At 64.3% G+C, this 19,130-nt stretch carries 21 protein-coding genes; 10 read left to right on the top strand and 11 right to left on the bottom strand.

All coding sequences use genetic code 11. The annotated features are described in order from the left end of the window. Positions 1-135: 135 nt before the first annotated feature. From ACQ4WO_RS27155 to ACQ4WO_RS27165, 3 genes are all read left to right on the top strand, one after another. Positions 136-2,232, top strand: a complete 2,097-nt coding sequence (locus tag ACQ4WO_RS27155) for a serine hydrolase domain-containing protein (protein WP_436484007.1) — start codon at positions 136-138, stop codon at positions 2,230-2,232. 186 nt (positions 2,233-2,418) lie between these two features. After that, positions 2,419-2,985 (top strand): glycine zipper domain-containing protein, encoded by a 567-nt coding sequence (locus ACQ4WO_RS27160; RefSeq protein ID WP_436484008.1) that lies wholly within the window; start codon positions 2,419-2,421, stop codon positions 2,983-2,985. Positions 2,986-3,181: 196 nt separating this feature from the next. Next, complete coding sequence (locus tag ACQ4WO_RS27165; protein ID WP_436484009.1) at positions 3,182-3,541, top strand: hypothetical protein; 360 nt, start codon at positions 3,182-3,184, stop codon at positions 3,539-3,541. 20 nt (positions 3,542-3,561) lie between these two features. Here ACQ4WO_RS27165 and ACQ4WO_RS27170 read toward each other — a convergent pair whose 3' ends face one another. Next, positions 3,562-4,428 carry a universal stress protein gene (locus tag ACQ4WO_RS27170; protein WP_436484010.1) on the bottom strand — a complete coding sequence of 289 codons (867 nt, stop codon included), beginning with the start codon at positions 4,426-4,428 and terminating at the stop codon, positions 3,562-3,564. 167 nt (positions 4,429-4,595) lie between these two features. Between ACQ4WO_RS27170 and phbB the strand changes: the two genes are divergently transcribed. Further along, positions 4,596-5,342: an acetoacetyl-CoA reductase gene (gene phbB, locus ACQ4WO_RS27175; protein ID WP_436484011.1), complete on the top strand. Its 747-nt coding sequence runs from the start codon at positions 4,596-4,598 to the stop codon at positions 5,340-5,342. A gap of 165 nt (positions 5,343-5,507) precedes the next feature. Here phbB and ACQ4WO_RS27180 read toward each other — a convergent pair whose 3' ends face one another. The 7 genes from ACQ4WO_RS27180 to ACQ4WO_RS27210 all read right to left on the bottom strand — a co-directional run bounded on the left by ACQ4WO_RS27180 (position 5,508) and on the right by ACQ4WO_RS27210 (position 10,688). Continuing rightward, positions 5,508-5,888 carry a TraR/DksA family transcriptional regulator gene (locus ACQ4WO_RS27180; protein WP_436484012.1) on the bottom strand — a complete coding sequence of 127 codons (381 nt, stop codon included), beginning with the start codon at positions 5,886-5,888 and terminating at the stop codon, positions 5,508-5,510. Between the two features lie 110 nt (positions 5,889-5,998). Further along, a complete protein-coding gene (locus tag ACQ4WO_RS27185; RefSeq protein WP_436484013.1) occupies positions 5,999-6,418 on the bottom strand; it encodes a VOC family protein in 420 nt (139 codons plus the stop codon). 83 nt (positions 6,419-6,501) lie between these two features. Continuing rightward, complete coding sequence (locus tag ACQ4WO_RS27190; RefSeq protein WP_051992001.1) at positions 6,502-6,975, bottom strand: hypothetical protein; 474 nt, start codon at positions 6,973-6,975, stop codon at positions 6,502-6,504. Then, the gene (locus ACQ4WO_RS27195; RefSeq protein ID WP_436484014.1) at positions 6,960-7,709 is read right to left on the bottom strand and encodes a hypothetical protein; all 750 of its coding nucleotides are present in this window, start codon (positions 7,707-7,709) and stop codon (positions 6,960-6,962) included. Before ACQ4WO_RS27195 ends, ACQ4WO_RS27190 begins: the two co-directional genes overlap by 16 nt. A 153-nt stretch (positions 7,710-7,862) precedes the next feature. Then, positions 7,863-8,645, bottom strand: a complete 783-nt coding sequence (gene otnI, locus ACQ4WO_RS27200; protein ID WP_436484015.1) for a 2-oxo-tetronate isomerase — start codon at positions 8,643-8,645, stop codon at positions 7,863-7,865. A 243-nt stretch (positions 8,646-8,888) separates the two neighbouring features. Then, a complete protein-coding gene (locus tag ACQ4WO_RS27205; protein WP_046682460.1) occupies positions 8,889-10,259 on the bottom strand; it encodes a DEAD/DEAH box helicase in 1,371 nt (456 codons plus the stop codon). Between the two features lie 186 nt (positions 10,260-10,445). Beyond that, the gene (locus ACQ4WO_RS27210) at positions 10,446-10,688 is read right to left on the bottom strand and encodes a hypothetical protein (protein WP_436484016.1); all 243 of its coding nucleotides are present in this window, start codon (positions 10,686-10,688) and stop codon (positions 10,446-10,448) included. Positions 10,689-10,906: 218 nt separating this feature from the next. Here ACQ4WO_RS27210 and ACQ4WO_RS27215 point away from each other — a divergent pair, with 218 nt between their 5' ends. Both ACQ4WO_RS27215 and ACQ4WO_RS27220 read left to right on the top strand, forming a co-directional pair. After that, positions 10,907-11,560: a hydrolase gene (locus ACQ4WO_RS27215; RefSeq protein WP_128139989.1), complete on the top strand. Its 654-nt coding sequence runs from the start codon at positions 10,907-10,909 to the stop codon at positions 11,558-11,560. Between the two features lie 66 nt (positions 11,561-11,626). Beyond that, entirely contained in the window at positions 11,627-13,477 is a 1,851-nt protein-coding gene (locus ACQ4WO_RS27220) for an amidohydrolase (RefSeq protein ID WP_436484017.1), read from the top strand. Positions 13,478-13,491: 14 nt separating this feature from the next. On the opposite strand, the gene ACQ4WO_RS27225 is transcribed toward ACQ4WO_RS27220, so the two are convergent. From ACQ4WO_RS27225 to ACQ4WO_RS27235, 3 genes are read right to left on the bottom strand one after another with little or no spacing between them, the layout of a single operon-like run. Beyond that, entirely contained in the window at positions 13,492-14,850 is a 1,359-nt protein-coding gene (locus ACQ4WO_RS27225; protein ID WP_436484018.1) for a vWA domain-containing protein, read from the bottom strand. Beyond that, positions 14,850-15,452 (bottom strand): TadE/TadG family type IV pilus assembly protein, encoded by a 603-nt coding sequence (locus tag ACQ4WO_RS27230; RefSeq protein WP_436484019.1) that lies wholly within the window; start codon positions 15,450-15,452, stop codon positions 14,850-14,852. Before ACQ4WO_RS27230 ends, ACQ4WO_RS27225 begins: the two co-directional genes overlap by 1 nt. Continuing rightward, the gene (locus ACQ4WO_RS27235; RefSeq protein ID WP_436484020.1) at positions 15,452-15,940 is read right to left on the bottom strand and encodes a TadE/TadG family type IV pilus assembly protein; all 489 of its coding nucleotides are present in this window, start codon (positions 15,938-15,940) and stop codon (positions 15,452-15,454) included. Before ACQ4WO_RS27235 ends, ACQ4WO_RS27230 begins: the two co-directional genes overlap by 1 nt. Positions 15,941-16,501: 561 nt before the next feature. Between ACQ4WO_RS27235 and ACQ4WO_RS27240 the strand changes: the two genes are divergently transcribed. The 4 genes from ACQ4WO_RS27240 to cpaB all read left to right on the top strand — a co-directional run bounded on the left by ACQ4WO_RS27240 (position 16,502) and on the right by cpaB (position 19,122). After that, positions 16,502-17,191: a LuxR C-terminal-related transcriptional regulator gene (locus ACQ4WO_RS27240; RefSeq protein ID WP_436484021.1), complete on the top strand. Its 690-nt coding sequence runs from the start codon at positions 16,502-16,504 to the stop codon at positions 17,189-17,191. A gap of 204 nt (positions 17,192-17,395) precedes the next feature. Then, positions 17,396-17,569 carry a Flp family type IVb pilin gene (locus ACQ4WO_RS27245; RefSeq protein WP_436484022.1) on the top strand — a complete coding sequence of 58 codons (174 nt, stop codon included), beginning with the start codon at positions 17,396-17,398 and terminating at the stop codon, positions 17,567-17,569. 116 nt (positions 17,570-17,685) lie between these two features. Then, positions 17,686-18,246 carry an A24 family peptidase gene (locus ACQ4WO_RS27250; RefSeq protein WP_436484023.1) on the top strand — a complete coding sequence of 187 codons (561 nt, stop codon included), beginning with the start codon at positions 17,686-17,688 and terminating at the stop codon, positions 18,244-18,246. Positions 18,247-18,288: 42 nt separating this feature from the next. After that, a complete protein-coding gene (gene cpaB, locus ACQ4WO_RS27255; RefSeq protein WP_436484024.1) occupies positions 18,289-19,122 on the top strand; it encodes a Flp pilus assembly protein CpaB in 834 nt (277 codons plus the stop codon). Positions 19,123-19,130 lie beyond the last annotated feature (8 nt).

Raw genomic sequence — 19,130 nt, forward strand, 5'->3', positions numbered from 1 at the left:
ACATTTTCATCATTGCCGGTGCCGTTCGTGCGGGCCACGTGCATTTCGTGCACGGCCCGCCAACGGTGTATGAAAGACACTTACCATGCATCAGCGCCGTGCTGTGGACACGGCCCTCACCATGGAATCATGACTATGCAAAGCAAGACTTGTTTCGCCGGCGCGCTGGCGCTGTTCTGCGGCGTGGCGCAGGCCGCTTCCGCTCCCGCTCCTGCGCTGGCCGCGCGCCTGGCCGACTTCGACGGCTGGGTGGCGCAACGCATGGACAAGGCACGCATCCCGGGTGTGACCGTCGGTTTCAGCCAGGGTGACGTGGAATGGGTCAAAGGCTATGGCTATGCGGACCTGGAAAACCGCGTGCCGGCCACGCCCCGGTCCAGTTACCGGCTGGCGTCCGTCACCAAGCCCATGACGGCGGTGGCCATCCTGCAACTGGTGGAACAGGGCAAGATCGACCTGGATGCACCCGTGCAAACCTATGTGCCGTACTTCCCCGTCAAACCGTTTCCCGTGACGGTGCGCCAGTTGCTGGGCCACCTGGGCGGCATCGATGCCTACCGTAACAGCAAGGCGGAGCAGCACTTCAAGGAGCACAAGGATACGCGCCAGTCCATCGCCGTCTTCGAGCAGTTCGACCTGATCGCCGAACCGGGCACGCGCTTCCGCTACACCAGCTATGGCTACAATTTGCTGGGCGCCGTCATCGAGGGCGCCTCGGGCGAAAGCTATGGCGGCTACATGCGGCGCCACGTGTGGGGGCCGCTGGGCATGGACACCATCGTGATGGATGACCCGGACGCCGTGATCGCCCATCGCGTGCGCGGCTACCGGCTGGCCGGCAAGGAGTTGAAGAATGCGGAATTCGTCGACATCAGCAGCCGCTTTTCCGCCGGCGGCACGCGCGCCAGCGTGCCCGACATGCTGGCGTTCGGCAGGGGCGTCCACGAAGGCACAATACTGTCGGCGGCCAGCGTGGCCGCCATGGTGCAGCCGATGGCCACGCGCGCCGGCCGCTTGACGGACTATGGCATGGGCTGGGAAGTCCTCTCGACGGGCGGGCGCTACGCGATTGCCCATAGCGGCCAGCAGCCGGAAACCGTCACCTATCTGTACAGCTTCCCCTCGCGCAAGCTCACCATTGCCGTCGCCGCCAATCTCGAGCGCGTCAATCCCGAGGCGTTCGTGCAGCGCCTGTTCGAGGTGGTCACGGGCGAACCGTGGCAGCTGAACACGTATATCGCCGATGCGGGCGCGCAGCGCGCGTACCAGGTGGCGCAAGGCTTGTTCGAGGAGGGCAGGGCGTATGCCGAGCGCACGGATCAACCGTATGCCGATGTGGCCGCCACGCGCGAAGCGTTCCTGCAAATCAACCGGCAAGCGCTGGCGGCCGATGCCAGGGCGGCGCGCGCCTACATCGACGCGGCCCGCCATCCCGCAGGCGGCCGCGTGTTTCTCACGGCCGGCGCCAGCATGGCCAGGCAGTTGCGCGAGTCGGGCGTCGACTTGAATCAATACGCGCGCGGCGGCGCGCTGGCGTTTGCGCGCGACTATGTCTTGTTGTCGCAAGGAACAAAGGCCGGCGCCTTGTCCCGTTTCGATCCTGCTTTCGAACAAGCCATCGTGGCCCTGGCCGACAGCTGGGACCGTACGGCCGTTATCGCCTGGCCGGCCGCACCCGCTTCCATCGCCGCGCTCGATAGCCAGTTGCGTACGGCCTTCCGCAGCCAGCGCGCCTATCCCGATTTCGTGCCCGAACTGCAGGAACTGGCGCAAGCGTCGTCCGCGCGTGGCGAGACAGATACGGCGCTGGCGGCCAGCCGCCTGGCCGTGGAACTGTATCCGCTCAGTGACCTCGCGCATGCGCTGCAGGGCTTGATCCTGCTGCGCGCCGGCAAGACGGAAGCGGCCCTCGGCGCCCTGCGCCTGGCGCTGGAGCGCGATCCGCTCGGTGCGGCCAGCCCGGCGGCGCTGAACCTGGAAGCTTACCGTTTGAAAGGCAGCGGCGCCGTGGCGCAAGGCATGGCCGTGCTGCAAGCGGCCGTCAACCTGCATCCGCGCGACGCGAATCTGCAGGATAGCCTGGCCGAGTTTTATGTCGAGCAAGGCTTGCACCCGCAGGCCGTCGAGGCCTACCGGCAAGCGCTGCGGCTCGACCCCCGCTATCCGGGCGCCGTGGGGGCGAAAGCGGCGATCATCCGCCTTGGCGGCGAGACGAAGGCGCTGGCGCCTTAGAACACCTAATGGGTTTCGCGCGCACAACAATTCCTGTCCGATATCCGCAGCCCGTTCGGCGCAGCCGCATGATTGATTGGCTGTGTGCGTAACTGTGTGCGTAAGCGAACGGTATCCTGGCGCCGTCCGGCGCACGCTATCGTAGCGGCGCACGGTGCGCCAGCAGCCGACCAGGAGGGCCGTACCATGTCACGCATCATCGCAGGTCATTTTCAGTTGCAGGAGCAGATCGACGCCGCGCGCGCGGCCCTGAACCAGGCGGGGTTTCCCGACAGCCGCATCAGCGCCTTCTTTGTCAACCAGCCGGGTCAGCATGATCTGCACGCGCTCGGCGGCGACCGCGACACGTCGCCGGGCGCGAAGGAGACGCCCGAAGGCGTGGTGGAGGGCGTGGCCGTCGGGGCCGCCGTCGGTGCGGGCATCGGCGCGGCCACCACCCTGGCGATGGGGCCGCTGGGCCCGGTGGTGGGGGCGCTCGTGGGCGCCCACGTGGGCTCGCTCTACAGTTTCAATAAAATGAAGGACGCGGGCGAACCCGAAGCAAATGGCGAGGGGAATGGCGAAAACCGCCGCCAGCCCCGTCATCCGGGCATGCTGATCGCCGTGGCGCTCGGTGGCCCTGACGAGCGCGAACGGGCGCTCGAGACCTTGCACCGGCTGGGCGCCGAGCATATCGAGGAAGCGGAAGGCACGATCGCCAATGGCGACTGGCTGGATTTCGATCCGCTCAGCATACCCGTGCTGGTGGCGTGAATTGGCGCGCCAGCCGCGGAATAGGCATAAATTCCGCGCTGCATGAAATTTAGGTATGATCCTTGTTAGTATTCGTAATTATTGGTAAACAATGCCGACAGGGATAGTTTCCGCGCGCCCGAAGTGACACTGGACCAAGGTGACTGCCTGTAGTACTTGCCTCGCATGCTAACGGGTATGAATAGGAGGTCGCGTCATGACACAGGCATGGTTCATTCTGACACGGGCCGATGGGCGCGACATCTGCGCGCCCTCGCCGGCACAGCTGGCCGATGCGCTGGCCGAGGTTTACCGCGGCGGAGCCGTGGCGCAGGATGGCAGCCCGGCCGCCGTCCTGTTGCGTTTTGGTTACGATGACGGTTTGATGTATCAGGTCGAGGTCGCTAGCGGAGGCGAAGTCACTTTCGAGGAATGGTCGGACCGCGATTGCGAAATCGCCCTGGCCGGCCCGCGCCACATGTCGGCCCTGCCGCAGGACGACGCGCTGCAGCTGTGGCAGTGGCTGGCGCAGCGCCAGGTGGCGAAGATCCGCAGCCAGCCCTGGCAGGGCGGCTAGCCCGCCGCTTTCAATACGCCCTAGTGCGCCATCAGCACGGGGATCGTCATGCTTTGCAGAATCGTGCGCGTGACGCCACCGAGGATGGTTTCGCGCAGGCGCGAATGGCCATACGCTCCCATCACCAGCAAGTCGGCCGACAGGTCGGCCGCCTGCGACAGCAGCGCTTCGCCGATATCGCCGCGCCGCACGCCACCGCCATCGAGCAAATGCAGCCGCGCTTCCACGCCGTGGCGCGCCAGGTATTGCGTCAGTTCCGCGCCCGGCTGTTCGCCGTGCTCGGCGGCATGCACCTGTGCGTCGAAGATGGCCACGTGGACTTGGCCAGCGCGCTGCAGCAGGGGCAGGGCGGCGCTCACGGCGCGGCTCGCTTCCTTGCTGGCGTTCCAGGAAACGAGTACATTGCGCGCGGCCGCCGGCGGCGCCAGCAGGGGCAGCGGCGGCGCATACGGCACGATCAGCACGGGACGTCCCGAATGCAGCAGCACGTAGGCAGGAAAGTCGCGCATCACGGACGGCGATTTATCCTTGGCATTGTATTGGCTGATGACGACCAGATCCGCGTAGCGGGCCAGCAGGCTGATGCCGCCCGCCGCCTCGTCGTCGAGCACGCGCTGTTCGAACGAGGCGACGCCGGCCGCGCGCACTTGCGCCTCGAAACCGTCGAGGGCGCGCGTGGCCCGGTCGCGCAGGAAGTTCAGGTGCAAATTCAGGTTCGGGTCGGCATCGAGGTCGGGCTGGTTCTGGTACAGCAGGCGCGATACGCCCGTCAGCGCCACACCCGTCAGGTGGCCGCCGCAAGCCTGGGCGATGCTGGCCGCCGCTTCGATGCGGGCGGCGCGCCCGGCGCTGTCGTCGATGTGGAGCAATACGGTCTTGTACGTCATGGCCTGTCCTCTCGCTGTGCAGTAGCGGCCATTCTGGCACAGTCCGGGGTGCCGGCCGCGCACGACTGCATCAGACTGAGCAGTTGATCTGGCGCAAGGTTGGCAACAAAAACTGCTCCTACACTCGATGCCACGCAGAACAACCATAACAAGCGGGAGAGACAGTCATGAAGGAACAAAAGGTAGCGCTGGTCACGGGCGGCATGGGCGGCCTGGGCACGGCCTTGTGCCGCCGCCTGCATGGGGCGGGCTTTGCCGTTGTGGCCGCGCATACGCCGGGCAATGCGCGGGTGGCAAGCTGGCTCGACGAGCAGCAGGCTCAACAGTATTATTTCCATCCGCTGTCCATCGACGTGACGGATTTCGCTGCCTGCAGCGAGGCCGTGGCCAGCGTGCTGGCGCAGTTCGGCCGCATCGACGTGCTCGTCAACAACGCCGGCATCACGCGCGACCAGAGCATGCGCAAGATGGAGTTGCCGCACTGGTCCGAGGTCATGCGCACCAATCTCGACAGCTTGTTCAATATGAGCAAGCAGGTGCTCGAACCGATGCTGGCTAACCGCTGGGGCCGCATCATCAATATCTCTTCCGTCAATGGCCAGAAGGGCGCGTTTGGCCAGTGCAACTACGCGGCCGCCAAGGCGGGTGTGCATGGTTTCAGCAAGGCACTGGCGCTGGAAGTGGCGCGACATGGCATCACCGTCAATACGGTCTCGCCCGGCTACCTGCGCACGCAGATGGTGACGGCCGTGCCGGCCGATATCATGGAAACGAAGATCCTGCCGCAAATTCCCCTGGGCCGTCTGGGTGAGCCGGATGAGGTGGCGGCCCTGGTCGCTTACCTGGCGTCGGACGAGGCCGCGTTTGTGACGGGCGCGAACATCGCCATCAATGGCGGACAGCACATGAGCTAAGCAAGCGTACAGCTTGCAAAGGGGCAATGGCAGTAGAGGAGACCCGTCCACCCAGCCGGCGCATAGACGCTGGTGGAGGACGTCAGGCAACATGGCAGTCACGCTGGAAAACAGGGGGCAGGGCAGCGATGCCTTGCCCTTTGTTGTTGCGCAGTCATGCAGCCGTTATGGTACCGGGCGCCGGGCTTTTTCCAGCCGCGTCTGGCAATCGATGCACAGCCGTGCTTCGGGGCGGGCGTTCAGGCGCGACAGGCCGATGGCTTCGCCGCAGTTGTCGCACTGGCCGTAGCTGCCATCGGCAAACTTGGCCAGCGCGTGCTTGATGATGGCCAGTTGCGCCAGCTTGTGTTCGGCCGCTTCGCTGACGAGGGCGTTCAAGGTGCGCACGCTGGCGTTGTCGGCCGGCGAGGCTTCGATTTCATTGAGCAAGGAGGCGCGCGCGTCCGCTTCGGCCGCTTCGTTCTCGATCTGTTCCAGCAACGCCAGCTTGCGTTGCTCCAGCACGCCCTGCAGGCGCTGCAACTGGTCTTGCGGCAATCCATTCATGGCCATCACCCGGTAGAGGTTACTTCCATCATGGTAGTCCAAGATTGGCGGCTCTGCTTGCGCTACCACCCGCGCCGCGTTTGACACGGCGCAGGCTGGCAGCGGCCGTTCTATGCTGGCTCTTTCAGGCAGTTGACCATCCAGGCAACGCCGAACTGGTCTTTCAGCATGCCGAAGCGCTTGGCCCAGAACGTTTCTTCCATGGGCATCTGGATGGTGCCGTCACGCGCCAGCGCGGCGTAGGCCCGTTCCGCCTCTTCCGGTGTATCGACGGTCAGGCAGATCGAGCTGCCGTGCATGCCCTTGGCGCCATCCTCGGTGCAGCCGCCGTCCGAGCCCATCAGCATGGTGGGGCCCAGTTGCACGGAGCCGTGCATGATCTTGTCATACCAGTCTTCCTTGACTTGCTCCTGGCCCGGGGTGCCCCGAAACGGCATCAGGCACAGGTCCGTGCCATGCAGGTGCTGGCGGTAGTATTCGAGCGCTTGCGCGCAGTTTCCATTGAATTGCAAATACGGTTCGATACGCATGTTGGTCTCCTCTGGTCATCGTCCCGCAGGCACGATTGTCTGGCGGGGACGTCCCAGTATAGGCGCTCGCCGGCCGATTTCAATCATTCCGGCGCCATCTCTTGCAGGCGCTCACGCACCTTGCCCAGGGTGCTGAGGATGCGTTCGGGGTTGCCGGCGAGCACGGCGCTGCCCAGGTGCAACAAGCTCGTCGCCAGGCTGATCCAGTGCCGCACGTCGTCGTTGCGGGCGATGCGCAGGCGCACCGTGTCGAGCAGGCCGCTGAGCTGGCGCTGCGCCGTCTCCAGCCCTGCCACCGTGTGCCCGGCGGCATCGGCATACAGCTGGTTGGCTTGCTGGCGCAAGGCCACTTCCAGGGCGAAGACGGCTTGCGCCTGGCTGTGGCTGATGCCGTCGGCGCCCTGGCTGGCGCGCTTGCGGATGGCGCGCATGACGGCGCCGTGCAGGGTGACGGCCGCCTGCGACAGGCTGTCGGCCAATTGCTCGACGCGCATGGCGCTGCTGAGGGCCGCTTCGCGGCGTTCGCTGTTGCTGCTCCTGCCTACCGATCCGTCCATCTTGCCTCCGTAGTGGTGGTGAGGGCGGCGGCGAGCTGGGCATGTTCGCGCCCCAGTGCCGCCAGTTGCCGGCGCGCCAGGGTGTGGCGCAAGCCAGCCAGGCGGTATTCCTCGGTTTTGTTTTGCTGCATGTTTTTCGCCAGCACGGCCAGCAGGCGCTGTTGCGGCGTGTCCGCATACGCGATTTCCACGTCGAGCAGGCCGAGCACCATGTCGCGCTCGTTGTCGCCGCTTTTGTCGTACAGCGCCAGCAAGCTGTCGAGCGCGGCCAGCAAGGCTTGCAGCGGCGCGTCGCCATCGTGCAGCACTTGCGCCAGGTGCGCCTGCTGGCTGGCCGCGCCGCTCAGGCGCGACAGTTGCTGCAGCAACTGGGTATAGGCGCTGACATGGCGGTCGTCGATGCCGCTGTCCGGCCAGGCGCGGATGGCGGCGCCGGCGCCCGCCAGTTCCGGCCGCACGTCATACGCGTCGGCATCGGCCAGCCGGCCCAGCGCCTGCAGGTACAGGCGCACGGCTTGCGCCAGGCGTGCGGCGTCCGCCTGCGCGGCGCGGCGCTGCGCATCGAGCAGGCGTTCGCGCGCGTCTTCGGCCGGCGACAGATAGGGGCGGGCGCGCTGGTAGCTGTCGACGTGGCGCTGCGACAGTTCGCTGAAGGCGGTCAAGGCATCGGTGCCGGCCGCCAGGGCGCGCACTTGCGCCAGTTCGGGGCGCGCGGTGGCGCAGCCGCACAGCATGGCAGCCAGGCAGAGGTGGATGCAAAGATAAAGGGCGCGGCGATGGCGGGCGGGCAGGGCAAACACGTCACCTCTCACAGGAAATACTGTATGGAAAGGTATTGTCGTGCCGGCCCGCGCTACCCGCCTTGTGCGGGCGCAAGCAGGCTGCGATCAGGCGCCCGTCAATTGCCCGCGCCAGCCCAGTCCGGCAACGGTGTCGCTGGCGGGACGGTATTCGCAGCCGACCCAGCCTGCGTAGCCGACCTGGTCCAGCAGCTTGAACACGTGGCGGTAATTGATCTCGCCCGTGCCCGGTTCGTGGCGGCCCGGCGTATCGGCGATCTGGATGTGGCGGATCAGGGGCAGCATGGCGCGGATGGTGTTGCTCAGTTCGCCTTCCATGCGCTGCATGTGATAAATGTCGTATTGCAGGAAAATATTGCTGCGCTGGCAGTCGGCGATGATGTCGGCCGCCTGCTGGCTATGGTTCAGAAAGTAACCGGGCATGTCGTGGTGGTTGATCGGCTCGATCAGCACATTGATGCCATGCGGACGGCAGGCGTCGGCCGCAAATTGCAGGTTGCCGATCAGGCTTTGCCGCGCCCGCTCCAGGCTCATGCCGGGCGGCACGATGCCGGACATGCAGTGCAGCTGCTTCGCCCCGAGTTCCAGCGCATAGTTGAGCGCCAGCTGCACGTTGCTGCGGAATTCCTCGCCCCGGCGCGGGTCGCAGGCAATGCCCCGCTCGCCGCGTTCCCAGTCGCCGGGCGGGAAGTTGAAGAGGGCCAGCTGCAGATGGTGGCGCTCCAGCAGCGTGGCAATCTGCCGCGTCTCGACGGCATAGGGAAACAGGAATTCGACGGCATCGAAGCCCGCTTCCCTGGCGGCGGCAAAGCGGTCGAGGAAGGGCAGTTCGGTAAACATCATGCTGAGGTTGGCAGCGAAGTTCGGCATGGCGGCACGCAGGTGAGGGCAATGGACACTATCCTAGCCCAAATCGGCAATTGGTGGCGGGCATGAAAAAACCGTTCCAGAAACAAGTTCTGGAACGGTTTTTATCGTCTTTTGATAAAGACAAACGCCGCCTGAAAGCGTAGCGAGCGGGAGTGATATTGCGTCGAGTAGCGCAGCCGTACAGGAGTACGGCGAGCAACGCAAACGCAATAGCGCCCCGCGCAGTAGCTTTAAGGCTGCGTTTTAACGGCCGCGGCCGCCGGAGCGGTGATTAGCTGCCGAACGCGGCGCATTGCCCGAACGGTTGCCGCCGCCACCGCCGCCCGATGGGCCGGCGCTGCGTGGCTTGGCGCCGCTGCCGCCGGTTTTCACGCGCACGACGGCGCCCGCTGGGGCGCGGCTGTTGTTGCGGTGACCGCCGGTGCCGCTGCGCAATTGCACAGGCTGGGCGCGGGCGTTCAGGTCGGGCTCGAAGCCTTCGATGACTTCGCGCGGCAGGGTTTGCTTGATCAGCTTTTCGATGTCTTTCAACATTTCGTGCTCATCCACACAGACCAGCGACACGGCTTCGCCCTTGGCGCCGGCACGGCCCGTGCGGCCGATACGGTGCACATAGTCTTCCGGAATGTTCGGCAAGTCGTAGTTGACGACGTGCGGCAACTGGTCGATGTCGATACCGCGCGCGGCGATGTCGGTGGCGACCAGCACTTGCAAGGTGCCATCCTTGAACTCGGACAGCGCGCGCGTGCGGGCCGACTGGCTCTTGTTGCCGTGGATGGCCAGGGCGCCGATACCGTCCGCGCCCAGCTGTTCGACCAGTTTATTCGCGCCATGCTTGGTGCGCGTAAAGACCAGCACTTGCGTCCAGTTGTTCGACTTGATCAGGTAGGACAGCATCGGATGCTTCTTGTCGCGGTCGACCGGATGGATCTTTTGCTTGATCACTTCCACTGTCGAATTGCGGCGCGCCACTTCGATCATGGCTGGCTTGTTCAGCAAGCCGTCGGCCAGGGCCTTGATCTCTTCCGAGAACGTGGCCGAGAACAGCAGGTTCTGGCGTTTTGGCGGCAGTACTGCCAGCACTTTCTTGATGTCGCGGATGAAGCCCATGTCCAGCATGCGGTCGGCTTCGTCGAGAATCAGGATTTCCACTTTCGACAGGTCAACCGTGCCCTGGCCCATGTGGTCCAGCAGGCGGCCCGGCGTGGCGACGAGGATGTCGACGCCATGCTTGAGCTGCTTGATTTGCGGGTTGATGCCGACGCCGCCGAAGATCACGGTCGAGTTCAATTTGGTGTACTTGCTGTAGGCGCGCACGCTTTCCTCGACCTGCGCGGCGAGTTCGCGCGTCGGGGCCAGGATCAGGGCGCGGATCGGGCGCGTCGAGGTGTTGCTGGTGATGGATGCGCCATTGGCGTCCGTCGACAGGCGGTGCAGCACGGGCAGGGTGAAGCCGGCCGTCTTGCCGGTACCGGTTTGTGCGCCGGCCAGCAAGTCGCCGCCAGCCAGCACGGCGGGAATCGCCTGCGACTGAATCGGGGTCGGCACGGTGTAGCCGTGTTCGGTAACGGCACGTACGATAGCGTCGGACAATCCGAGGGAGGAAAAGGACATGGTAACTTTATTGTGAGATCGGCCTGTCGCCATCGTGGGGCGCCAGTCGCAGGCAATCAGATTAGGGGTCGAAAGACAGCGGCAAGGGGACTGGTCATATGTGCCGCACCCGCGAAGTATAACAGCCTGGCAAAAATGCGCCTGTTTTGTTTCGGGTTTGCAATGTCGCAAGTAAAGAAAAGGCGTTTAGTTGTCAATTTCGTCGACGGTGTAGCGCACACCTTGCGTATCAAACCAGGCGCGCAGGGCTTCCAGGCCGTGCCACGGCTCCGGGTGCAGGTACTGGCAGATATACAGGCCAGCCTCCGTCAGCCTAGCGTCGGTATCGGGCATGGCTCCTGGCGCCTGCGGCCGTGCCGCCAGCAGCTGCGCGATGTGCTGGCGCTGCTCTGGCGTCAGGCTGGCCGTGATCCTGAATTCAAATCCCATGTTTTCTCCTTGAGGACAGGCTGCTGTCGCGACCATTTTTTATTATCGAAAAAATTGCATATAGCTTGGCATTCTTTCCGTTTTTGTTTTCAAAGTATCTCGTCCATACTGCACAGCACTGGCCCGGCACACGCAGCGTGACGCAAGGGCAGGAGCAGCAGCACCGTATAACGACATCCGTTTTTTTATATTCAATTATTTTCACTAAGGAAAACATCATGCCTATCGCCACCGCCCAAGCCGCCCAAAAACTGCTGACCCCGAACGATCATGCCCTGATCATGATCGACCACCAGTCGCAGATGGCCTTTGCCACCCGCTCCATCGACCTGGCCCTGCTGCGCAACAATGCGGCCCTGGTGGCCAAGGCGGCGGCGGAATTCAAGGTGCCGACGATTTTGACGACGGTGGCCGCGAAATCGTTCTCCGGCCCGATCTTCGACGAAATCCAGTCCGTCTTCCCGGATCAGGCGCCGATCGACCGCACCAGCATGAATACCTGGGAAGATGCGCGCATCGCCGACAAGGTGAATGGCTACGGCAAGGGCAAGATCGTGCTGGCCGGCCTGTGGACCTCCGTCTGCATCGTGGGCCCCGCGCTGTCGGCGCTGGAACAGGGTTTTGAAGTGTACGTGATTGCCGACGCCAGCGGCGACGTCTCCGACGAAGCCCATGCGATGGCGATGCAGCGCATGATACAGGCGGGCGCGCAGCCGATGACGTCCGTGCAATACTTGCTGGAGCTGCAGCGCGACTGGGCCCGCGGCGAGACCTACAACGAGACGGTGGCGACTGCCGTGGCGCACGGCGGCGGCTATGGCCTGGGCCTGATCTACGCCAAGTCCATGTTCAACGCCAGCGAAGGCCATTGATTTTTCACTGACGCCGGCGCCGCCATCCACTGCGGTGCCGTGTTTTTACCTGATTCGGGAGTTCCCATGCACGCACACACCATCTTGCTCAACGGCCGTTTCCACACGGTCGACAGGACGCAGCCGCTGGCGTCCGCCGTCGCCATCGCCGATGGCAAATTTCTCGCCGTGGGCGACGTGGAAGACGTGATGCGCCATCGCGGCCCCGCCACGCAGGTGATCGACCTGGCTGGCCGCACGGTGATTCCCGGCTTGAACGACTCGCACCTGCACCTGATCCGCGGCGGCTTGAACTACAACCTGGAATTGCGCTGGGAAGGCGTGCCGTCGCTGGCCGACGCACTGCGCATGTTGAAAGAACAGGCCTTGCGCACGCCGAATCCGCAATGGGTGCGCGTGGTGGGCGGCTGGACGGAATTCCAGTTCGCGGAAAAGCGCATGCCGACACTCGATGAAATCAACGCGGCCGCACCCGACACGCCCGTCTTCATCCTGCACCTGTACGACCGCGCCCTGCTGAACCGCGCCGCCCTGCGCGTGGTCGGCTACGATAAAAATACGCCGAACCCGCCCGGCGGCGAAATCGTGCGCGACGCTGCCGGCAACCCCACCGGCATGCTGATCGCCCGTCCGAACGCCATGATTTTATATGCGACCCTGGCCAAGGGTCCAACCCTGCCGCGCGAATTGCAAGTCAATTCCACGCGCCAGTTCATGCGCGAACTCAATCGCCTGGGCCTGACCAGCGCCATCGACGCGGGCGGCGGCTTCCAGAATTATCCCGAGGATTACGCCGTCGTCGACGAGCTGGCGCAAAAAGAACAGCTGACCATCCGCATCGCCTACAACCTGTTCACGCAAAACAAGGGCGCGGAACTGCAGGACTTCCAGAAGTGGACGGGCATGATCAAGCCCGGTGACGGCACGGACTTTTACCGGCATAACGGCGCCGGTGAAATGCTGGTGTTTTCCGCCGCCGACTTCGAGGATTTCCTCGAACCGCGTCCCGAGCTGGCGGCCGGCATGGAGGACGAACTGGAAAAGGTCGTGCGCCACCTGGTCGAGCAGCGCTGGCCGTTCCGCCTGCACGCCACCTATGACGAATCGATCAGCCGCATGCTCGACGTGTTTGAAAAGGTCAACCGCGACACGCCGTTCGGCGGCCTGCACTGGCTGTTCGACCATGCGGAAACCATCAGCCCGAAAAACATCGACCGGGTCAAGGCGCTGGGCGGCGGCCTGGCCATCCAGCACCGCATGGCCTTCCAGGGCGAGTATTTTGTCGAGCGTTACGGCGCGGACGCGGCGAAGGCCACGCCGCCCGTGCAGCGCATGCTCGACGCGGGCGTGCCCGTGGGCGGCGGCACGGATGCGACCCGGGTCGCCAGCTACAACCCGTGGACGGCGCTGTACTGGCTGGTGTCGGGCCGCACCGTGGGCGGTCTGGCGCTGACGGATGCGGCGGGCAGATTGTCGCGCGACACGGCGCTGGAACTGTGGACGGCGGGCAGTGCCTGGTTCTCCAGCGAGCAAGGCAAGAAGGGGCGCATCCGCGAGGGCATGCTGGCCGACCTGTCCGTGCTGTCAGCCGATTATTTCACGGTGCCGGAAGAGGCGATCAAGTCCATCGAATCGGTGCTGACCATGGTGGGCGGCAAGGTCGTCTACGGCCAGGGGCGATTTTCGACCCTGGCGCCGCCGCCGATTCCCGTGCTGCCCGAGTGGTCGCCCGTGCGCACGGTGCCCGGCCATTACCGGCCCGTGGCGAAGCAGGCGCAAGCCGCCATGCCGCACCAGTGCGCGGGCGCCTGCGGCGTGCACGCCCACGCTCACGACCGGGCGCGCAAGTCGGCCGTGCCGATCAGCGATTTTTCCGGCTTCTGGGGCACCCTGGGCTGCAGCTGCTTTGCCTTCTAGGAGCTGGCCGGGCCTTATTTGGAAATGCGCAGGATGGCCGAGGCAAGCCGCGTGAAACAGGGGCTCAGGTCGCTGTCGGTGGCCGCATAGCAGTACAGGCCCACGGGTTCGGCCGGCTTGCGGCAAGCCGCTTTCGCATCGGTGGTATTGGCCAGGCAGCGCAGCAAGTCTTCGCCCAGTTCGTTGTCCGGTCCTTCCTTGCTTTTCAGCGAGGTGCCCATACCCAGGGTAAAGACGTAAATGCCTTCCTGGCGCGCTTTGGCCGCCATCGCCTCGACCAGGTTGCGCGAGGCGCGGTGCACATTCGTCCATTGCACCTGCGCCGAGGCGATGGACGAGGTCACGACGCGCGGTGTGTTTGTGACGATGGGAAATTCGCGCAGCGCCGCGTCGTTGGCTTTGGCGTACGCGTTATTCGCGTTGTACCACGGAGGAAGCGCCGTGATCTGCATGGCATCGCAGTCGCCGGTCTGGCGCGTGTCGCTCACTGCCATCTTGTACAGACCGACCAGCGCGGGGCTTTGCAAAGCCGTAAAGGTGGCCAGCGCGCCCGCCGTCTTGCATTTGCCGCCCGTATTGGGGAAGTACGAGGAAAATGCCGCAGGCGAGCCGTCGGAAAAAAACACGATGACGCGCAGGCTGGAGCGGTTGACCTGTCCGATGTCATTGAGCTGCTTGCGTGCCTGGTACATGCCTGCGGAAGAATTGGTGCCGCCGACAAAGGCGAATTGATCGATCTTTCCACCTTTCATGGTCATGCTGGCGCGGTCGAAACCGCGCTCGACCTGCTTGATCGGGACATCGATCTGCGCTTCCGAAGCGAAGTGCAGCAAGCCGACCCGGTCGACCGTGGAGTTGAATTTGTCCAGGAAGGACTTGCCCGCCGCCCGCACGGCGTCGGCATTGCTTGCCAGCGAACCGGACGTATCCATCACCAGTACCATGTCCAGGTCCTTGCGGATGGTTTGCGCGCTGGCGGCCACGTTCAGGGTCTTGAAACCGAGTATGCCCATCAGCGAGACGGGCAGGGAGGCGGTGGCCGAGACGTCGATGGTGGCGGTGCCCTTGTCGAACGTGACGCCGACGGGATTGAGGGTCGGCGTCGAGAGCAGGAACTGGTCCGGATAATTGATGTCGAAAAACTCCTTTGCGGACTGGCGCGCATTGATCCGCTGTTCCTCTTCCGAGCTGCCCGCCGTGACGCCGCGCGCCGCCGCCAGGCTGGCCGAGTCGACGGCCGCGTTGAGCTTGGCCTTGACGAAGTAGCCGAGGGCCGAATCGACGGCCAGGCCCACCGAGGCGACCAGGACGACGGCCGACAGCACCACCATGATCAGCACTTGCCCGTCTTGCCGCTTGTGTGGAATGCGCATCAGAATACCGTCATCGAAGTGAGGTTGGGGCCCAGCACGGGCGTCGTGCTGTTGCCAAATTTCAAGGTGCCGAACAGCATGTCGAAATGGTAGAAAGTTTCCACGGCGTAGATCAGTTCGCCGTCGGCCAGCTGGCCCCGCATTAACGGCACCGTGGGGGCATAGTCGTCCTTGGCGATGCCCGTGCACGCGCCATTGCTCCAGCTGCCGCATTGCCACACCTGGCTGGCGGGCAGATAGCCGCTGGCGTTCGCGCCCGCATCCCAGCGGTACTGTTCCAGCACGATGTTGCGCATGCCGCTCTTGGCCGTGTAGCCCATGATTTTGGTGATGTAGATCATGCCGCGCTGCTTCATGTCCAGCGGCGGCGTGCTGGCGGCCAGCGCATTCATGATGGCCTGGCTCGAGCCGCTCAGGTCGGACGTGGAGCGCGAAGCCAGGTTGGCGCCTTCGCGGCTGATGTTGAGCAAGATGGTCTTGGCCTGGATGGCGCGCGACAGATCGACCACCATGAACAGCAGCAGCGCCAGCAGCGGCAGCACGATGGCAAATTCCACGGCGGCGATGCCGCGCGCGGCGCGCGCAGGAAAGTAGCCGCGCATCACAGGCCGGCAAAGCTTTCATTGCGCATGGTGGCGGCCACGACGAAATGCGCCTGGCCATCGCGGAACAGGGCCCTGATCATCGGCGTGGCAAACGCCCAGCGGCAATCGACGGAAATGACGACGATATCGCCGGCCTGGCCGAACATGGCGGCGCCGACGGCATCGCTGCCGTTGACGGCGATCACGGGGCTCACCTTGTCATACATGCCCATGGAACTGTCCCTGATCTTCTGTATCACGGCCTGGTAGCGCTGCTGGTTGGCGCTGTCGGGGTCGAGGTCTTTTGCCCCCGTGACGGCATAACGGGCACCTTCGCGCACCGCGTGCTGCATGGTCATATTGGCAAAATAAGCCATGCTCAATTCGATGATGCCGATTATCAGCATGACAAAGACCGGCGTTATCAGGGCCAATTCAAGCAAGGTGGCGCCGCCTTGTCCGCCGTGCTTGCGGAATATGCGGGAATCGGCCTGTTTTAAACGCATGGGAATAATCCGGTAAAGTTTCGCGATGACGAATGTCGGGCGGATGGCAATGCGCCATTTGACTGGCGATTATTCTATATCGATTTTCAAGGGCGTGGCCGCCATTTAAATTATTGCAGGTCAAGATAATTACAATTAATCGCCATATTTCAATTGTACCGGCCCTGTCCCGATAAGGCCGGGAGTAATATGCGCGGGTATGAAAACAGGCCTGGTGTCAGGATTGTCCTGCGTGCAGGCAAGGACTTGTTTTGCAAGGTGATGCAACAAAAATGCTGCAATGTAAGCAACAGCAGCGGTGGCAGCAGCGATGGCGCGCCCGCGCCGCGTCCGCCCCGGCCACGCTGCCCATCCATCGGCACACGCCCGCCATGCGGCGGCCGGTGGCCTGGGCCACGCACCGCGTTTGCGCGTGCCGGCCCGGTGCCTCTTCCTTCGTGCCCCCATGACTTCTTTCCCCTGCGCGCAGCCGCGGAAGGCGCGCGCGGGCGAGGCAGGCAAGCCGATTCGGATCAACAGCATTTCCCCGAGGGGAGTGGGCTTCAAGTAAAGAGGTAAAGCATGTCAACAAAAAATGTCATCCGCGTCATGCTGGTGTCGGACCACAAGACCTGGCTGTGGGGCCTGGAGCAGCTGCTCGCCGGTGCCCAGCCGGCGATGCAGGTGGTAGCCAGCTCCACCGAGATCGACAGCGCGCTGTTGCTGGCGCGGACCCTGTGTCCCGATGTCATCGTGCTCGACGCCGACCTGGGCTGCAGCGGCGCCTGCGCCATCGACTATCTGCCGCAGCTGCTCGGCAATGGCGTGTCGCGGGCCTTGCTGTTCAGCGGCACGCAGGATCAGGCCGCATGCGCGCGCGCCGTGCGCAGCGGCGCGCGCGCGGTGCTGGGCAAGGAAACGCCCGTCAAGCAGATGGTCGACGCCATCGTCCGCCTGCATCAGGGCGAGTTGTGCCTGGATCCGGCGCTGCTCGACAGCATGCTGGGCGTACTGAACAAGCCGGAAGCGGCGCCCGATCCGGAAGAGCAGCGGATCGCCAGGCTGACGCTGAAGGAGCGCAAGATCGTTGCCATGATGGTGGAGGGAAATGGTGCGCTAAACCGTGCGATAGCCCAGCGCGCTTTTATCTCGGAGCAAACCTTGCGTAATCATCTGACATCGATCTACAGCAAGCTCGATGTCACCAACCGCCTGGAATTATATGTGTACGCCACCCGCAACCGGCTGGCCGAGCTCATCCACGCGGAATGACGGTACATATGTACTGGATGTGAATAAAAAATTAAGATGATTTGTACTGCGCATAAAATGACTTTTCTCTGATTCGATCTGATGTTTGTTTATATAAAATACATGCATCAGAAATTGGAAAATAAAAACAAGGATGATGTTTTTATTTTCAGACTGTATTTTCAGTTTTTATCATGTTTGAAACTTGACCTGAAAGGGAATAATATGAATTGCATTAAAAAATTTATCGCCGAAGAAGACGGCGTGACTGCGATCGAATATGCGCTGATCGCTGCGCTGGTGGCTGCGGCGCTGGTAACGGCCGTCGGCTATTTCACCACCGGCCTCGATGGCGCCTTCAAGGCGATCGGCACCAAGCTGACGGGCGCGGCGATCTAAAACGCCGGCCCACCGCGCTGCACCCCGACAGGCCGGCTGCCGATCCGGCCCGGCCTGCCGACCTCCCGCCCAACGATGCGCATGCTGTCCTGCGCTCGGCTTGCATCAGGTACACGATGGACCCTCATTCTTTCTGGACGTTCAGCCCCGCCATAGTCTTGTGGGGGCTGCTTGCTGTGGCTGTCTGGCATGACGTGCGCCGCCGGCGCATTCCCAACCGGCTCGTGTTTTCCGGCGCCGTGCTGGGCGTGCTGCTCAACAGCCTGGCCTTGCCCGGGGTAACGACGGCCGGACCGTGGCTGGCGCTGGGCGGCCTGGCCGTCGGCCTGGGCTTGCTGTTGCCCATGCATGCGATGAAGGCGCTGGGCGCGGGCGACGTCAAGCTGATGGCGATGGTGGGGGCTTTTCTCGGTCCGCGCGCCACCGTGTTTGCCGTGCTGTGCAGCCTGCTTGCCGGCGGCGTGCTGGCGCTGGCCGTCGCCGTGTATCAGGGCACGCTGCGCCAGGCGCTGGCCAATGCCCGCCAATTGCTGCTGCAAGGTTGGCTGCGCGCCGCGGCGGGCGAGGCGCCGCAGCTTGATGCGCCCGCCGCGCCCGGTGGCAGCTTGCCGTACGCGATCGCCATTGCCGCAGGCACCGCCATCTGGCTGGCCCTGGCGGCCGGCGGCCATGCATGACGCACCCGTCCGGAACCCCACGCTTGATCAAGAGGAAAAATAATGAGAAATAGCCGCGTTGTGATCGTGCTGCTGCTGGCGTTGCTGATGGCGGGGGCCGCCGTGCTGGCGGCCGCGCGCTGGATGTCGGGGCAGGGCGCGCCGGCCAGCCAGACGGTGATGGTCGCGCTGGTCGATATCGGCGTGGGCGCGAAGGTGACCCAGGCCATGCTGCGCGGCATGGACTGGCCGGCCGGCGCCTTGCCGCCGGGAGCGTTCGGCGAGGCCGGCGCGCTGGACGGGCGCATCACGCGCAGCGCCGTCGGCCGAGGTGAGCCCATGCTGGAAAGCAAGCTCGCGCCGCCCGGCGCCACGGGCGGCCTGTCGGCCATCGTGGCGGCCGGCAAGCGCGCCATGACCGTGCGCGTCAATGACGTGGTGGGCGTGGCCGGCTTCGCCCTGCCGGGCAATTTCGTCGACATTCTCGTGCATACGCAGGATGACCGCGCCAGGCCGGCGGGCGGCGCGCCGCTGGCCATTTCCAAGATCGTGCTTGAACGCATCCTCGTGCTGGCCGTGGCGCAGGAGTCCGGCCGCGACGACAACAAGCCCAAGGTGGTCAACGCCGTGACCCTGGAACTGACGCCGGAGCAGGTGGAAAAGCTGGACCTGGCGCGCAGCGTGGGCAGCCTGTCGCTGGTGCTGCGCAACCAGGTCGATCCGGACCCCGTCAACACGGGCGGCGCCACCAAGGAGTCGTTGCTGGAACTGAAGGCGCCGACGCCGGCGGCCGCGCCCGTACGCGCGGCGCGGCGCCAGGCGGCCCCGGCACGCGCCGCCGCGCGCGACAGCGTCACCGTCGTCAAGGGCATGGATACGAGCGTCCAGCAATTTTAACAATCAGC

Source organism: Janthinobacterium aestuarii (genome assembly GCF_051380835.1).
Lineage (GTDB): Bacteria > Pseudomonadota > Gammaproteobacteria > Burkholderiales > Burkholderiaceae_D > Janthinobacterium > Janthinobacterium aestuarii.

Bases quoted from the DNA above. Each gene is read 5' to 3' on its own strand.
- ACQ4WO_RS27155 (WP_436484007.1), top strand. From the start codon at position 136: ATGCAAAGCAAGACTTGTTTCGCCGGCGCGCTGGCGCTGTTCTGCGGC.
- ACQ4WO_RS27235 (WP_436484020.1), bottom strand. From the start codon at position 15,940: ATGCGTTTAAAACAGGCCGATTCCCGCATATTCCGCAAGCACGGCGGA.
- ACQ4WO_RS27245 (WP_436484022.1), top strand. From the start codon at position 17,396: ATGAATTGCATTAAAAAATTTATCGCCGAAGAAGACGGCGTGACTGCG.
- ACQ4WO_RS27195 (WP_436484014.1), bottom strand. From the start codon at position 7,709: ATGCTGTGCGGCTGCGCCACCGCGCGCCCCGAACTGGCGCAAGTGCGC.
- ACQ4WO_RS27225 (WP_436484018.1), bottom strand. From the start codon at position 14,850: ATGCGCATTCCACACAAGCGGCAAGACGGGCAAGTGCTGATCATGGTG.
- ACQ4WO_RS27165 (WP_436484009.1), top strand. From the start codon at position 3,182: ATGACACAGGCATGGTTCATTCTGACACGGGCCGATGGGCGCGACATC.
- ACQ4WO_RS27240 (WP_436484021.1), top strand. From the start codon at position 16,502: ATGTCAACAAAAAATGTCATCCGCGTCATGCTGGTGTCGGACCACAAG.
- ACQ4WO_RS27250 (WP_436484023.1), top strand. From the start codon at position 17,686: ATGGACCCTCATTCTTTCTGGACGTTCAGCCCCGCCATAGTCTTGTGG.
- otnI (WP_436484015.1), bottom strand. From the start codon at position 8,645: ATGCCGAACTTCGCTGCCAACCTCAGCATGATGTTTACCGAACTGCCC.
- ACQ4WO_RS27215 (WP_128139989.1), top strand. From the start codon at position 10,907: ATGCCTATCGCCACCGCCCAAGCCGCCCAAAAACTGCTGACCCCGAAC.
- ACQ4WO_RS27170 (WP_436484010.1), bottom strand. From the start codon at position 4,428: ATGACGTACAAGACCGTATTGCTCCACATCGACGACAGCGCCGGGCGC.
- cpaB (WP_436484024.1), top strand. From the start codon at position 18,289: ATGAGAAATAGCCGCGTTGTGATCGTGCTGCTGCTGGCGTTGCTGATG.
- ACQ4WO_RS27160 (WP_436484008.1), top strand. From the start codon at position 2,419: ATGTCACGCATCATCGCAGGTCATTTTCAGTTGCAGGAGCAGATCGAC.
- phbB (WP_436484011.1), top strand. From the start codon at position 4,596: ATGAAGGAACAAAAGGTAGCGCTGGTCACGGGCGGCATGGGCGGCCTG.
- ACQ4WO_RS27205 (WP_046682460.1), bottom strand. From the start codon at position 10,259: ATGTCCTTTTCCTCCCTCGGATTGTCCGACGCTATCGTACGTGCCGTT.
- ACQ4WO_RS27190 (WP_051992001.1), bottom strand. From the start codon at position 6,975: ATGGACGGATCGGTAGGCAGGAGCAGCAACAGCGAACGCCGCGAAGCG.
- ACQ4WO_RS27210 (WP_436484016.1), bottom strand. From the start codon at position 10,688: ATGGGATTTGAATTCAGGATCACGGCCAGCCTGACGCCAGAGCAGCGC.
- ACQ4WO_RS27180 (WP_436484012.1), bottom strand. From the start codon at position 5,888: ATGAATGGATTGCCGCAAGACCAGTTGCAGCGCCTGCAGGGCGTGCTG.
- ACQ4WO_RS27220 (WP_436484017.1), top strand. From the start codon at position 11,627: ATGCACGCACACACCATCTTGCTCAACGGCCGTTTCCACACGGTCGAC.
- ACQ4WO_RS27185 (WP_436484013.1), bottom strand. From the start codon at position 6,418: ATGCGTATCGAACCGTATTTGCAATTCAATGGAAACTGCGCGCAAGCG.
- ACQ4WO_RS27230 (WP_436484019.1), bottom strand. From the start codon at position 15,452: ATGCGCGGCTACTTTCCTGCGCGCGCCGCGCGCGGCATCGCCGCCGTG.